Source organism: Streptomyces flavochromogenes (assembly GCF_000717595.1).
GTDB classification, from domain to species: Bacteria; Actinomycetota; Actinomycetes; order Streptomycetales; family Streptomycetaceae; genus Streptomyces; species Streptomyces flavochromogenes.
Genome location: NZ_JNZO01000001.1, coordinates 150139 through 162980, shown reverse-complemented (window position 1 = coordinate 162980; position 12842 = coordinate 150139). Strand labels below are relative to the sequence as shown.

Here is a 12842-nt window from a genome sequence, read left to right as displayed (position 1 = left end):
GTCTTGTCGATCAGACCGGGCTCGCGGCCTGATCGACAGGACACCCCCTGGGGCATGTCGGCCCCGGGCCCCGGCGGAGCCCCTCCCGGTCAGGCGGCGGGACGCCTCCACTCGCGCAGCAGCAGATAGCCCAGGTACGCGCCGCCGACGGCCATCGTGTACAGGCCGACGGGCAGGTCGTCGAAGAGCGGCAACTGCTGCGCGGTCAGGTCGGCCAGGACCAGCAGCAGCGCTCCGAGCAGGGTGGACATGACCAGGTGCGGGCCGCCGCTGCGGGTGACCCGCTTGGCGATCTGCGGCGCGGTCAGGGAGATGAAGGCGATCGGCCCCGCCACGCTGACGGCTCCGGCGGAGAGGACGATCGACAGCGCGACCGCCCAGGTCGCGGTCCGGCCCGGGCGGGCCCCCAGGCCGGTGGAGAGGTCGTCTCCCATCTCGCCGATGCTCAGGGGCCGGGCGAGGAGCGCCGCGAACGGCAGGGAGACGAGCAGCACCGTCCAGATGGTCGCCGCGTCCTCCCAGGAGCGGGCGGAGAGGCTGCCGTTGATGTAGGCGGTCAGGGCGCTGGCCTTGTCGCGCTCGACGGCGTACACCACGTACTGGGTCAGCGCGGTCGCCATCGCGGCCACGCCGATGCCGGCCACCACGAGCCGTCCCGGGCTGCGGAACCCGGTGCCGGTGGCGAGGAACACGACCGTCATCGCGAGGATCGCGCCGAGCAGCGCGCCGACGGCCACCGGCATGACGTCGGGCAGGAACAGGGCGGCGGCGGCCGCTCCCGCTCCTGCTCCGGCGCCGAGCCCGATGACGTCGGGACTGCCCAGCGGATTGCGGGTGACGGACTGGAACAGGGCTCCGGACAGGCCGAAGGCCGCGCCGGTGGCGATGGCCACCACGAGCCGCGGGCCGCGCAGCCGGTTCAGGACGAAGGCGTTCTTGCCGGTGGCCTCGCCCGCGAGGGCCGACGGCAGATCGGGCAGGTCGATGCCGAGCCTGCCCATCGACAGCGTGGCCACGGCGCCGGCACAGAGCAGCAGCAGGGAGACGACGGCGGCGATGACGGTGGTACGGCGCACGGGTACGGCGACCCAGGGGCCGATCCGCAGCACACCGCGGCCCGCGGGCCGCACCGCGCGCGGCTTCGTCACCTGCGGGCTGTCCGGAGAGTCGGTCCGGTCGGCGGTCTTCATCCCGCTCCCCTCATACGGCGAACGGCGAAGAGCAGGGCGGGCGCACCGACGAAGGCGGTGACGACCCCGACCATGAGTTCCTGCGGGCGCAGCAGGATCCGGCCGATGACATCGGCGAACAGCAGCAGCGTCGGCCCCGCGAGGGAGGTGAAGAGGATCTGGGCCCGGAAGTCCGCGCCCACGAGCGCCCGGACGACGTGCGGGACGGCGAGGCCGACGAAGGCGATGGGCCCGACGGCCGCCGTCGCGGCCGCGGCGAGCAGCGTCGCCGCGAGCAGGCCGGCGCCCTTGACGCGGGCGGGGCTGATGCCGAGGGAGGCGGCCTTGTCGTCGCCCATGGCCATGGCGTTGAGCCCCGGCGCGAGCAGCAGGGCGAGGAGGCAGCCGACCGCGGCGAACGGCAGGACCGCCCAGAAGGCGTCGAATCCGCGCCCGCCGAGCGCGCCCACCACCCAGTAGCGGTAGGTGTCGAAGACCTGCGGCCTGGACAGGGCGACGGCCTGGATGAAGGCGGCGAGGACGGCGGAGAGCACCGCGCCCGCGAGCACCAGCCGGACCGGCCCACCGCCGCCGCCGGCGGTGCCGACGACATGGACGACGACACCGGTCAGGAGGGCGCCGATGAGGGCCCACCAGATCGTCTCCCGCTGCCCGGAGGCTCCGAGGAAGGCGGTCGCGGCGACGATGCTGGCGGACGCGCCCGCGTTGATGCCGAGAAGTCCCGGTTCGGCGAGCGGATTGCGCGTGATGCCCTGCATGAGGGTGCCGGCGACCGCGAGGCAGAGGCCCGCGAGCACCCCCAGGACGGTGCGGGGGTAGCGGCTCTCGACGACGGTACGGGTGTACTCGTCGCCGCCGCCGGTGACGACCCTCAGGACGTCACCGGCGGACGTCGGCTTGCTGCCGAACATCACGCTGGCGAGCAGTGCCAGGGCCAGCAGGACCAGGCACAGGACGGCGGCCATGACATGCCGGCCAAGGCCCCGCCGTGCGACGGCGGGGCCTTGATCGGTCTGGGAAAGAGTGGTCACGCTGAGGACCTGTGATTACTTCCCGGCCTTGGCGACGGCCTTGTCGATCATCGGGAGGTAGCGCTCGATGCTGTACGGCACCGTCAGCGGGTTGATCATCGAGGAGGCGGTGACGAAGGGCGTGTCGTGGCTGTAGACGAGCGCGTCCTTCTTCACGGCGGGGATGGCCGCGTACAGCGGCTGGGCCTCGACGGTCTTGCGGGACTTCTCGTCCATGTAGAACGTGAAGGCGATGTCGCTCTTCGCCAGCTTGTTGGCGTTCTCCAGGCCGATCAGGGAGGAGTCGGTGCCCTCGGTCTCCGGGAAGGTGTTCACGATCGGGTCGACCTTGAGGCCCAGCTTGGAGACCATGGCCACGCGCTGCTCCTCGGGCTTGAAGATGCCGAGGGTGCCGGGGCCGGTGTTGTAGATGTACGAGAACGTGACGTTCTTGTAGTGGGGGCGGGAGGCGGCCGCGTCGGCGAGCTGCTTCTCGATCTTCGACTCGAGGTCCTTGGCCTTCTCCGGCTGACCGAGCGCCTTGGCGATGATCTCGATCTGCTGGTCCCAGTTCGTGCTCCACGCCTTCTCGGGGTAGGCGACGGTGGGCGCGATGTCCTTCAGGATGTCGTACTGCTTCTGCGTCAGACCGGACCACGGGGCGAGGATGACGTCGGGCTCGAGCTCCGTGATGGCCTCGATGTCGAGCTCCTCGCCGCCCTTGAACTGCTTGGGCAGCGTGGCGCCGGACTTCTTCACCGCGTCGTGGATCCAGGGGAGGTAGCCGCTCTTGTCGCTGCCCCAGGGGTACTCCTCGATACCGACCGGGACGTTGCCGAGGGCGATGGCGGTCTCCGCCGAGCCCTGACCGAGGGTCACCACGCGCTTCGGCTTGTCCTTGATGACGGCCGAACCGAGGGCGCTCTTGATGGTCACGGGGAAGGCGCCCGCCGGAGCCTTGCTCGCCGACCCTGCCGCGTCGTCCTTCTTGTCGTCCGAGCCGCACCCGGTCACCATCAGGCCGAGCGAGACCGCGGCGGCGCCCGCCACGAGAACGCGGCGGCGGAGGGGGGTGAACACAGAAGGCATGGTGGATCCTTGTCTCCGGGCAGGGGGATGTACGAGGCCCCGGCGGACGGCCCCTCAGACGGATGTCTGCGGGGCAGCGGCCAACTCGGTGCTTGTTAGGTGAGCCTAACCTATTCCTGCCTCGGCTTGGGCGCCAGGGGGTTCGCTCTCGATGTGATCAACACGGCACCCGGCCGGAGTCCCTACGGCGCGACGGCCTTCCGCAGGGTCCGCAGACACAGGGAGAGGGCCGTGTGCTTGGGGGTGCCCTGGTCGCGCGCCTGCATCCAGGCGGCGTACAGCAGCGCCCACATGACGTCCTGGAGCCAGCCGGCGTCGACCTCGGGGTCGAGGGTCCCGTCCTTCTGTCCGCGCCGGACGAGGGTGAGCAGGGCCAGGTCCGCCACGGACTCCTCCTCGATGCCGGACCAGGCGATGAACTGCGGAACGTCGTACAACAGCAGCAACCGGTCGCCGAGTTCGAAGTACTCCAGGCAGAGCCGCTCCATCGCGTCGGGCGCCGGCCCGTCGTCGAGCCGCGCCCGGTCGGCCGCCGCGGCGACCCGGTCCCGCACGTCCGCCCCGATCGCGGCGAGCAGGTCGGAGCGCTCGGGGAAGTAGCGGTGGACGGTTGTCCGCCCCACCCCGGCCGCCTCGGCGACGTCGGCGAGCGAGGCGCCGTGGTCGGCGGTGAGCACGGAGACGGCGGCGTCGAGGATCGCACGCCGGGTGCGGGCGCGGGTGGCGCTCTCGCGGGTGGCCGCGCCGGGCGCGGGAGTGTCGTCGGACCCCATGCGCACACGGTAACCCGTCATACCGTTTGGGAAACTCTTTGACCTTTCTGGAACAGAGGTGTTCCATTGTGGGTATGTCGGATTCCATCGCGCCCCGCCTGAGCCTCCTCTGGTCCTTCGCCCGCCCGCACCGGCGCACCCTGGTCAAGGGACTCGCCCTCGCCCTGGTCGCCTCCGCCCTGGGCCTCGCCACGCCCATGGTCACCAAGCACGTGCTCGACGCACTGGGCAGCGCGTCCTCCCTCACCGAACCCGTGGCCACCCTCGTCGTGCTCCTCTTCGTCGGCGCCGCCGTGTCCTACTGGCAATGGACCCTGCTCGGGGCGCTGGGGGAGCGAGTGGTCCTCGACGCCCGCGAGTCGGTGGTGCGGCGCTTCCTGCGCGCCACCGTGCCCGGCGTCACCCGGAGCCCCACCGGCGAACTCGTCACCCGCGTCACCTCCGACACCGTCCTGCTCCGCGAGGCCGCCGCCTCCTCCTTCGTCGGTCTGATCAACGGGGCGGTCATGCTGGTGGGCAGCCTCGTGCTCATGGGCTTCCTCGACCTGGTGCTGCTCGCCACCACGGTGGCCGCCGTCGCCCTCGTCGGCGTGGTCTTCGGACTGCTCATGCCCGGCATCGCCCGGTCGCAGCAGCAGGCCCAGGAGCACGTGGGACGGCTCGGCGGCGTCCTGGAAGGCACGCTGCGGGCGATCCGTACCGTCAAGGTCAACCGCGCCGAGGAGCGCATGACCGAGCGGATCCTCGCCGACGCGCGCGCCTCGGCCGAGTACGGGGTCCGGGCCGTCCGCCGCGAGGCGCTGGCCTGGACGACCGCCTGGTCGGGCGTCAACCTGGCCATCATCGCGATCCTCGCCGTCGGCGCCTGGCGCGTCGGCGAGGGCCGGCTCGAGGTGTCCGGCCTGATCGCCTTCCTCCTCTACACCTTCGCCCTGATGGACCCGATCACCGAACTCAGCCAGAACGTGACCGCGCTCCAGTCCGGCATCGCCGCCGCCGAACGCATCAGGCAGGCCGACGCCCTGCCGTCCGAGGAGCCCTCGCCGTCCGCGGGCGCACCCGCCCGGGAACCCCGGGAGCTCCGGAAACCCCACGAACTCGGCGGACTTCAGGACCTCCGGGACGACGTGCCCGTCCTGGAGCTGCGGAACGTCACCGCGGCCTACGGTCCGGACGCCGAGCCGGCCGTACGGGACGTCGACCTCGTCATCCCCCGGCGCGGCCACACCGCCGTCGTCGGTCCCTCGGGAGCGGGCAAGACCACCCTGCTCTCCCTGGTCCTGCGCTTTCTGGAGCCGACCGGCGGCGAACTCCTCCTCGACGGGCGGCCGTACCGCGACCACACCCATACCGACATCCGGGCCCGCCTCGCCTACGTCGAGCAGGACACCCCCGTCGTCCCCGGCACGATCCGAGACAACCTGCTGCTCGCCCGGCCCGACGCCACCACGGAGGAACTGCGGCGCGTCCTGCACGACGTACGGCTCACGGAGAAGGTCGACGCCCTGGAGGAGGGACTGGACACGCCCCTCGCCACCGCGAACGTGTCGGGCGGGGAGCGGCAGCGCATCGCCCTGGCCCGGGCTCTGCTCGCCACTCCCGACGTGCTGCTCCTGGACGAGGCCACCGCCCAGCTCGACGGTCTGACCGAGGCGGCCGTGCAGGAGTGCGTCCGCTCCCGCGCGGACACCGGCGCCGTGGTGACGATCGCGCACCGCCTGTCGACGGTGGTCGACGCGGACACCATCGTCGTCATGGAGGCGGGCCGGGTCCGGGCGCGGGGCCGGCACGAGGAACTGCTCGTGTCGGACACCCTCTACCGTGACCTGGTCGAGTCCCTGCGCATCGCCGCCGTCACCGGCGCCCCCGTGACCTGAGCGTCCCCGTCCGGCGGAGCGGCCGGCTGCCGCACCTCGTGGGCGACGGCGGCGACGTGCCCCTCGGAGAGGAGCACATCGGTGAGGCGGAGGCCGGAGACAGGGGCGGGGGCGAGGCCGGTCCCCACGTAGGGGTCGACGGCGCCCCGCACCAGGGCCACGCCCGTCGCCTTGAGCGCGGCCTCCTTACGTGCCCAGCAGCGGGCGAAGGCGCCGGCGCGGGCGTTGACGGGAAGGGCCGCGAGCTCCGCCCGCTCACGCGGATGGAGCGCGGACCCCACGTCCCGCACCACGCCGTCGGCCGGCACGGTCTCCACGTCCACCCCCACCGGCACGGAGGCCACCGCCACCGGGACCCGGTCGCCCGCGTGGGAGGGCGAGAAGTGCACGCCGCCGTGGTCCGGGAGGCGGGGCCTGCCGTGCGGGCCGCCGCACCCGGCACAGGGCAGCCGCGCGAAGACCAGCCGGTCGGGCCGTACGCCCACGCGCTCGGCCAGGACCAGGCGCGGCATCACATGGACGACCGGATACCGGTCGGCGTCCGTCGGGTGCCGGAAGGCGCGGGCCCGGGCCGCTCCGCGGAGTCGAGCAGCGGGGCGAGCGCGCGGGCGGCCTTCGCGTGCGGGTGTACGGAGAGGGCCGCCACCCAGGGGTCGCCCGGCAGTTCCTCGTAGCGCACGGGACGGCTCAGAAGACCCGGTCGGTGGTGGTGACGACCGCGCACCGGCCCGCCGCCCGTTCGAGGGCCATGCGGTGCTCGCGCTCGGAGAAGTCGGCCACGGCGTCCGCGACGACGAAGGCCTGGACGTCCTGCACCCACGCGTCGCAGGCGGTCATCAGGACGACGATGTGCGCGTACACGCCGGTGACGACCAGTTGGTCGCGGCCCTGCTCGCGCAGCCGCTCCAGGAGGTCGGTGCGGACGAAGGCGCTGTACTGCCACTTCGTCAGGAGCGTGTCGCCGGGCTCGGGGGCGACGGCGTCGCGATCGCCACGGCGTGCGGGTCGGCCGGCACTCCCGGGCCCCGGAAGTCCTGCTGGAGACCGAGCCGTTCGGGGGACTGGCCGCCGGGCTGGGCCGTGTGGACGACGGGCACACCGAGCCGGGCGGCCTCCTTGCGGAGCCGGCCGAGGTTGGCGGGCAGGGCGGTGATCGAACGGTGCGGGCGAAACGCTGAAGTGAGGGATGCCGCGAAAAGGGCGGCGCATTAGGTAAGCCTTACCTAACTCTCTATGGTGTGGTGGAGTCGAGCGGCGACGGTTCCCGATGGAGCCGTCGCCACCAACTCCATGAGAGTGAGAAGCCGTTGACCACAGCCACGCCCCGCCCGGGCTTCCGGTCGGAGCCCGTCGCCGTCGTCCGCCCCGCCGGGCGGTCCGACGCCGCCGCCGTGCACCGGCTGTCCGTGCCCTTCGTGCGCGAGGGGGCGCTGCGTGACCGTCCCGCGAGCCGATACGCCCGCGACGCGGCGGATTTCCTCGTCGCCGAGACCGCGCGCGGACACCTGGCGGGCTGCGTCGCACTGCGCCGACGGCCCGACGCGCGCGGACGGGCGGCCGCCGTGCTCTACAACTTCTGTGTGGCGGCCGGGAGTCAGGGGTGCGGCATCGGCTCCGCGCTGCTGCGGGCCGTGCTCGCCGAGGCCGCGGCCCAGGGTGTGTCCAGGGTGTTCACCGCGACGGCCGGCAGCGGGCTGCTCTTCCTGCGTCACGGGTTCGTCATGGGCGGCGAGGAGGAGGCGCCCCCGGAGTGGCGGGCCCGCCTCGACCCGGCGCGGGGCTCCCGGGTCCTGCTGCGGGCCCTGACCTGACCGTGGATTGAGGCCGGTACGGACGCGGTCCGTACCGGCGTGGCCCCGGTGCCGAAGTCGGTGTCGGGCGTCTGGTGGTGGGAGTGCTAGGCGGCGCGGGCCGGGAGGCTCGCGGGGCGCATGTCGGTCCAGTGGGCGTCGACGTACCGCGTGCAGCCCTCGCGGGAGTCCTCGCCGTGCGCCACGGACCAGCCGTTCGGGACCTCGGCGAACGCCGGCCACAGCGAGTGCTGGTTCTCGGCGTTGACGAGTGTGATCGGGGCGTGCCCTGACGGACGATCGGCCGCGCCTGATCCCCGGAGCGCCTGTGCCCCTCGCCCGGAAAGGGCGAGGGGCACAGGTCGTCGTGGTGGAGCGGGCGGGTGGTCAGGACTCGTGGCGCGGAGCCGGCGGACCGGCTCCGCGCCCGCGTGCCATACCGGCCAGGGGCCGTTCGAGGTGGCCGTGCACGCGGCGGAGCAGGGAGCCGAGCTGCTCGCGTTCCGCCGCGTCGAGCGGAGCCAGGAGCTCGTCGTCCGCGGAGGCGATCTCCGCGCTGAGGCCGGCGAGATACGTCCGGCCCTCCGGGGTGAGCTGGACGACGACACGCCGCCGGTCCGTCCGGTCGCGGACGCAGTCCACCTGCCCGGTGCGGGCGAGGTCGTTGACGATCTTCACCAGGTCGCTGGCGTTCATGTCGAGCCGCGACGCGAGGGCCGTCTTCATCTGCGGGCCGAGGTCGGCGAGCAGGGTCATCACGGTGAGATGCCACAGCCGCAGCCCGCGGGCCTCCAGCCGCTCCGAGAGCCTGCGGCGCGCGACCTTGCCGAGTGCGTACATGAGGTACGCGTTGAGGTTCAGGACACTGGGGGGAGTCTTGCTCATGGAGGGCGGGGAGACGGCGGCGAGGGTGTCGCCGCGGTCCGCTCCGGTGGCGGTGGCCTCCGTGACGGCCCGCAGCAGCGCCTGTTCGCCGCCGCCGCGCTCCGCGGCCGCGTCGAGGGTCAGGTCGGCGCCGGCGAGGGAGCCGAAGACCTTCGCCCAGTCGGTCGGCATGGTCGATATGCCGATGACGGCGAACGTCGCCCCCGAGGCGTCGCGCGCCAGACCGTTGAAGATCGGCTGTTCCATCGCTGTGCCTCACTGTCCGCGCGGTCGGGGGTCAACCGCCGTGCTTCACCGATAGGTTGGGTCAACCTACCCAGATCTGACACGGGTGCCGCCATGCTCCTCGGGCGGGACCGACGACCCCCGTCGACGTGCTCGGAACCCATGCGCGTCAGGGACGCGCGACGAGGTAGCCGCCCATGGACGTGAAGTACGCGGTCGCGGGCAACTCGCGGCCGTCCTCCGTCCGGACCCGGGTGATGGCCAGGCCGTGGTTGAGGCCCGTGCGCGCGTCGGCCCCGGCGACGATGACGACGCCCTCGCCCTCGCGGTAGAAGATGCGGCCGGGCGTGCCGCCGTACCGTCCCTCGGAGACGACCGCGGAGAGGATCTCGAGCCGCTTGCCCCGGTGGAAGGTGAAGGCGCTCGGGTAGGGCGCGGACTGGGCTCGGACGAGTCGCTCCAGGACATCGGCCGGCCAGTTCCAGTCGATCCGGATGTCCTCCTCGGCCCGCTTGTGGAAGAAGCTGGCCCGGGAGCGGTCCTGCTTCGTGAACTCGGCCTGTCCGGAGGCGATCTGGTCGAGCGCGCCGATCGTGACCGGGGCGATGAGGTCGACCGTCTTGTGGAAGAGGTCGGTCGTCGTGTCCGTCGGCCCGACGGGGACGGCGTGCTGCTGGACGATGTCGCCGGCGTCGAGCACCTCGTCCATCATGTGGGCGGTGACGCCGACTTCGGACTCGCCGTTGATGAGGGCCCAGATGAGCGGCGAGAAGCCGGCGTACTTGGGCAGCAGCGAGTCGTGGATGTTCAGCGTGCCGTGGCGGGGCAGGTTGTAGATGTGCGGCGGGATCCACGTACGCCAGTTGTTGGCGACGATGATGTCCGGGTCCGCCTCCTTGAGGCGGGCGAACAGCTCCTCGTCGTCGGGCCTGTTGCGGATCACGACCGGGACGCCGTGCTCCTCCGCCAGGTCGGCGACCGAGTCGCTCCAGATCTTCTCGTAGGCGTGCTCGCTCTTGGGATGCGTCACGACGAGCACGACGTCGTGTTCGGAGTCCAGGAGCGCTTGGAGGGTGCGGTGGCCCCAGGTCTGATAGCCGAACATGACGACCCGCATATGGGGTTCCTCCTCAGAAGAGCGATTGACCGTCAGCAAGTAAAGCAAGGCTTACCTAACGACGCAACTGGCTTGATTTGCGCGGTTGTTCGGGGCTGACCTCCATCCCATGTCCGTTTCATCCCGTCGACAGTCACGCTTAATCAGGTTAGCTTTACCTAAGTTATGCGGGGCTGCCGGTGACGCCGGTGTGCTCGATGCCCCGTTCCCCCGCTTCTTTCCCGCACGATGGGAGTGACATGTCGCAGGGCTCTCCTGGTGACGCACCTCTGGTCCACGACCTCATCGGTATCGGCTTCGGGCCGTCCAATGTGGCCATGGCGATAGCGCTCAGCGAGCACAACGCACGCGTCGGAAGAGAGGAAGCGGTCACCGCCCACTTCTTCGAGCGTCAGCCGCAGTTCGGCTGGCACCGCGGCATGCTGATCGACGACGCGACCATGCAGGTGTCCTTCCTCAAGGACCTGGTGACGCTGCGCAACCCGACCAGCGAATACAGCTTCCTCTGCTACCTGCAGAGCAAGGGCCGGCTGATCGACTTCGTCAACCACAAGAACCTCTTCCCGCTGCGCGTCGAGTTCCACGACTACTTCGAGTGGGCCGCGTCCAAGGTCGACGACATGGTCTCCTACGGCCACGAGATCGTCTCCGTGGAACCGGTCGAGCGTGACGGCGTCGTCGAGTACCTCGACGTGACCGCCCGCGCCGGTGACGAGCTGGTCGTCCACCGCGCCCGAAACCTCGTACTCGGTACGGGACTTCGGCCGAAGATGCCGGAGGGCGTCGAGCGCAGCGACCGCGTCTGGCACAACTCCGACCTGCTCCGCAAGGTCGAGGGCCTGGAGGGCACGAATCCCGAGCGGATCGTCGTCGTCGGAGCCGGACAGAGCGCCGCCGAGAACGTGGCCTATCTGCACCGCCGCTTCCCCGAGGCCGAGATCTGCGCCGTCTTCTCGCGGTACGGCTACAGCCCCGCCGACGACAGCGCCTTCGCCAACCGGATCTTCGACCCCGAGGCGGTCGACGAGTACTTCACCGCTCCCGACGACATCAAGCGCAAGCTGATGGGCTATCACGGGAACACCAACTACTCCGTGGTGGACATCGATCTCATCGACGACCTGTACCGGCAGGCGTACCAGGAGAAGGTCCTCGGCACCGAGCGACTGCGCTTCATCAACATCTCGCGGCTCACCGGCGTCGAGGACGGCCCGGACAAGGTTCGCGCCTTCGTCACCTCCCTCGTCACCGGCGAGGAGACCGTGCTGGAGGCCGACGTCGTCGTCTACGCCACGGGGTACACCCCCGCCGAGCCCCTCGGGCTCCTCGGCCCGGTCGGCGACCGCTGCCACCGCGACGACCAGGGCCGGGTCCGCGTCGAGCGGGACTACCGGCTGGCCACCGACCCCGAGCTGCGCTGCGGGATCTACCTCCAGGGCGGCACCGAGCACACCCACGGCATCACCTCGTCGCTGCTCTCCAACACCGCGATCAGGGTCGGCGAGATCCTCGGCTCGGTCCTCGACCGGGCTCCCGTTCCGGCCGGCCCCACCGCCTCCGCCTCCGTCCCCGCCCCTCCTTCCGCCGACGAGGTCAGGTCCGTGGTCGACGGCGTGGGCACGGCGCGCTAGCGCCACCCGCCTCCACCCCCCCACGCGCCGATCGCCACTCCCGTCACGCGGTTTCCCGTGCCCCGGCAGGCGTGGCAGCACTGTGAATCCCCGAAAGGAACGTCCGTGTCCGCTGGTGCACGTCCCGCTCTGGCGCGGTTCGCCAGATCCGCTCCCCGCGTAGCCGTTCTCGCCGTGGCGGCCCTCGCCCTCTCCGCCTGCGGCGGCGGGACCGAGAAGTCCGACTCGCCGTCCCCCTCCACCACGTCGGCCGCCGCCGACGGGGGAGCCAAGCCCGCGGCGTTCCCCGTCACGGTCGAGCACAAGTACGGCTCCACGACCATCGACAAGGAGCCGAAGACGATCGTCACCCTCGGCCTCTCCGACCAGGACGCGGTGCTCGCGCTCGGCGTCACGCCGGCCGGCTCGGTCGACTGGTTCAAGGAGAAGCCGTACGGCAAGTGGCCCTGGACCAAGGACAAGTGGGGTGCGAACACCCCGCAGATCGTCGGTGAGCGCGACGAGTACAACATCGAGAAGATCGCGGCCCTGAAGCCCGACCTCGTGATCGCCCAGTACTCGGGGATGAAGAAGGAGCAGTACGACACGCTCTCCAAGTTCACCAAGGTCGTCGCCCAACCCAAGGACCACCCGGACTACGGGGCCCCCTGGCAGCTGATGACCCAGCAGATCGGCAAGTCGCTGGGCAAGGACGCCGAAGCCGCCAAGCTCATCTCGGACATCGACGCCCGCTTCAAGGCGGCCCGCGAGAAGCACCCCGAGTGGGCCACCAAGACGCTCGCCGTCGCCGACAGCTTCGAGGCCGGTAAGTACTCGGCGTTCACGAAGATCGACCCCAAGTCGATCTTCTTCCAGGAGCTCGGCTTCAAGCTCAAGCCGGAGATCGACACGCTGTCCAAGCCGGGCTTCAACGTCGCCGAGCTCAGCGCGGAGAAGCTCAACGTCCTGGACGTCGACCGGCTCGTCTGGGTCACCTCCAGCACCGAGGCCAACGACCGGATCAAGGCCGAGCCGCTCTACAAGAAGCTGAAGGTCAACCAGGAGAAGCGCGACCTGTTCGTGCCGTACCAGGACCCGGACATCGGCGCCGCGTTCTCCTTCAACACCGTTCTGTCGATCCCGTACGCCATCGACCAGATCGAGCCGCTGCTCGCGGCTGTCAAATGACGCGCACCAGCTGAACCACTCCGGCTGACGTGCCACCAGCCGGCAGCCGACCCGACCGACGGCGTGGCGGAACTCTCGCCACGCCGTC

13 protein-coding genes and 1 pseudogene are annotated in these 12842 nt (G+C 71.2%); 4 read left to right on the top strand and 10 right to left on the bottom strand.

From position 1 onward, the window contains the following. Positions 1-89 precede the first annotated feature (89 nt). The 4 genes from IF00_RS0100565 to IF00_RS0100550 form a co-directional block, all read right to left on the bottom strand. A complete protein-coding gene (locus tag IF00_RS0100565; protein WP_030312991.1) occupies positions 90-1190 on the bottom strand; it encodes a FecCD family ABC transporter permease in 1101 nt (366 codons plus the stop codon). Further along, positions 1187-2155 carry a FecCD family ABC transporter permease gene (locus IF00_RS0100560; RefSeq protein ID WP_245234396.1) on the bottom strand — a complete coding sequence of 323 codons (969 nt, stop codon included), beginning with the start codon at positions 2153-2155 and terminating at the stop codon, positions 1187-1189. Before IF00_RS0100560 ends, IF00_RS0100565 begins: the two co-directional genes overlap by 4 nt. 81 nt (positions 2156-2236) lie before the next feature. Continuing rightward, positions 2237-3289, bottom strand: coding sequence for an iron-siderophore ABC transporter substrate-binding protein (locus IF00_RS0100555; protein ID WP_030312989.1), 1053 nt, complete (start codon positions 3287-3289; stop codon positions 2237-2239). 182 nt (positions 3290-3471) lie between these two features. Continuing rightward, positions 3472-4062, bottom strand: coding sequence for a TetR/AcrR family transcriptional regulator (locus IF00_RS0100550; RefSeq protein ID WP_030312988.1), 591 nt, complete (start codon positions 4060-4062; stop codon positions 3472-3474). 74 nt (positions 4063-4136) lie between these two features. Here IF00_RS0100550 and IF00_RS0100545 point away from each other — a divergent pair, with 74 nt between their 5' ends. After that, the gene (locus IF00_RS0100545; protein ID WP_030312987.1) at positions 4137-5939 is read left to right on the top strand and encodes an ABC transporter ATP-binding protein; all 1803 of its coding nucleotides are present in this window, start codon (positions 4137-4139) and stop codon (positions 5937-5939) included. On the opposite strand, the gene IF00_RS0100540 is transcribed toward IF00_RS0100545, so the two are convergent. The 3 genes and pseudogenes from IF00_RS0100540 to IF00_RS40800 all read right to left on the bottom strand — a co-directional run. Then, a complete protein-coding gene (locus IF00_RS0100540) occupies positions 5879-6451 on the bottom strand; it encodes a 4'-phosphopantetheinyl transferase family protein (RefSeq protein WP_051819591.1) in 573 nt (190 codons plus the stop codon). The two genes, IF00_RS0100545 and IF00_RS0100540, sit on opposite strands and share 61 nt — an antisense overlap. After that, the gene (locus tag IF00_RS45505) at positions 6451-6618 is read right to left on the bottom strand and encodes a hypothetical protein (RefSeq protein ID WP_158710413.1); all 168 of its coding nucleotides are present in this window, start codon (positions 6616-6618) and stop codon (positions 6451-6453) included. The genes IF00_RS0100540 and IF00_RS45505 overlap by 1 nt, the downstream gene beginning before the upstream one ends. Positions 6619-6626: 8 nt before the next feature. Beyond that, positions 6627-7063, bottom strand: a pseudogene (locus tag IF00_RS40800) (isochorismatase family protein); the annotation flags it as partial. A gap of 183 nt (positions 7064-7246) precedes the next feature. Here IF00_RS40800 and IF00_RS0100525 point away from each other — a divergent pair. Further along, positions 7247-7750: a GNAT family N-acetyltransferase gene (locus tag IF00_RS0100525; RefSeq protein ID WP_030312985.1), complete on the top strand. Its 504-nt coding sequence runs from the start codon at positions 7247-7249 to the stop codon at positions 7748-7750. A gap of 86 nt (positions 7751-7836) precedes the next feature. Here the strand turns inward: IF00_RS0100525 and IF00_RS0100520 are convergent, their stop codons facing one another. The 3 genes from IF00_RS0100520 to IF00_RS0100510 all read right to left on the bottom strand — a co-directional run bounded on the left by IF00_RS0100520 (position 7837) and on the right by IF00_RS0100510 (position 9956). Next, entirely contained in the window at positions 7837-8007 is a 171-nt protein-coding gene (locus IF00_RS0100520; protein WP_051819659.1) for an MbtH family protein, read from the bottom strand. Between the two features lie 109 nt (positions 8008-8116). Next, positions 8117-8860: a MarR family winged helix-turn-helix transcriptional regulator gene (locus tag IF00_RS42480; protein WP_051819589.1), complete on the bottom strand. Its 744-nt coding sequence runs from the start codon at positions 8858-8860 to the stop codon at positions 8117-8119. Positions 8861-9008: 148 nt separating this feature from the next. Then, the gene (locus IF00_RS0100510; protein ID WP_030312982.1) at positions 9009-9956 is read right to left on the bottom strand and encodes a methionyl-tRNA formyltransferase; all 948 of its coding nucleotides are present in this window, start codon (positions 9954-9956) and stop codon (positions 9009-9011) included. Between the two features lie 239 nt (positions 9957-10195). Here IF00_RS0100510 and IF00_RS0100505 point away from each other — a divergent pair, with 239 nt between their 5' ends. Together IF00_RS0100505 and IF00_RS0100500 are read left to right on the top strand one after the other, a co-directional pair. Continuing rightward, a complete protein-coding gene (locus IF00_RS0100505) occupies positions 10196-11587 on the top strand; it encodes a lysine N(6)-hydroxylase/L-ornithine N(5)-oxygenase family protein (RefSeq protein WP_030312981.1) in 1392 nt (463 codons plus the stop codon). A 105-nt stretch (positions 11588-11692) separates the two neighbouring features. After that, the gene (locus tag IF00_RS0100500) at positions 11693-12754 is read left to right on the top strand and encodes an iron-siderophore ABC transporter substrate-binding protein (protein ID WP_051819587.1); all 1062 of its coding nucleotides are present in this window, start codon (positions 11693-11695) and stop codon (positions 12752-12754) included. Positions 12755-12842: the final 88 nt, after the last annotated feature.

Excerpts from the sequence above, each read along its gene's own strand:
- IF00_RS0100565 (WP_030312991.1), bottom strand. The coding sequence starts at position 1,190 with ATGAAGACCGCCGACCGGACCGACTCTCCGGACAGCCCGCAGGTGACG.
- IF00_RS0100560 (WP_245234396.1), bottom strand. The coding sequence starts at position 2,155 with ATGGCCGCCGTCCTGTGCCTGGTCCTGCTGGCCCTGGCACTGCTCGCC.
- IF00_RS0100555 (WP_030312989.1), bottom strand. The coding sequence starts at position 3,289 with ATGCCTTCTGTGTTCACCCCCCTCCGCCGCCGCGTTCTCGTGGCGGGC.
- IF00_RS0100550 (WP_030312988.1), bottom strand. The coding sequence starts at position 4,062 with ATGGGGTCCGACGACACTCCCGCGCCCGGCGCGGCCACCCGCGAGAGC.
- IF00_RS0100545 (WP_030312987.1), top strand. The coding sequence starts at position 4,137 with ATGTCGGATTCCATCGCGCCCCGCCTGAGCCTCCTCTGGTCCTTCGCC.
- IF00_RS0100540 (WP_051819591.1), bottom strand. The coding sequence starts at position 6,451 with ATGCCGCGCCTGGTCCTGGCCGAGCGCGTGGGCGTACGGCCCGACCGG.
- IF00_RS42480 (WP_051819589.1), bottom strand. The coding sequence starts at position 8,860 with ATGGAACAGCCGATCTTCAACGGTCTGGCGCGCGACGCCTCGGGGGCG.
- IF00_RS0100510 (WP_030312982.1), bottom strand. The coding sequence starts at position 9,956 with ATGCGGGTCGTCATGTTCGGCTATCAGACCTGGGGCCACCGCACCCTC.
- IF00_RS0100505 (WP_030312981.1), top strand. The coding sequence starts at position 10,196 with ATGTCGCAGGGCTCTCCTGGTGACGCACCTCTGGTCCACGACCTCATC.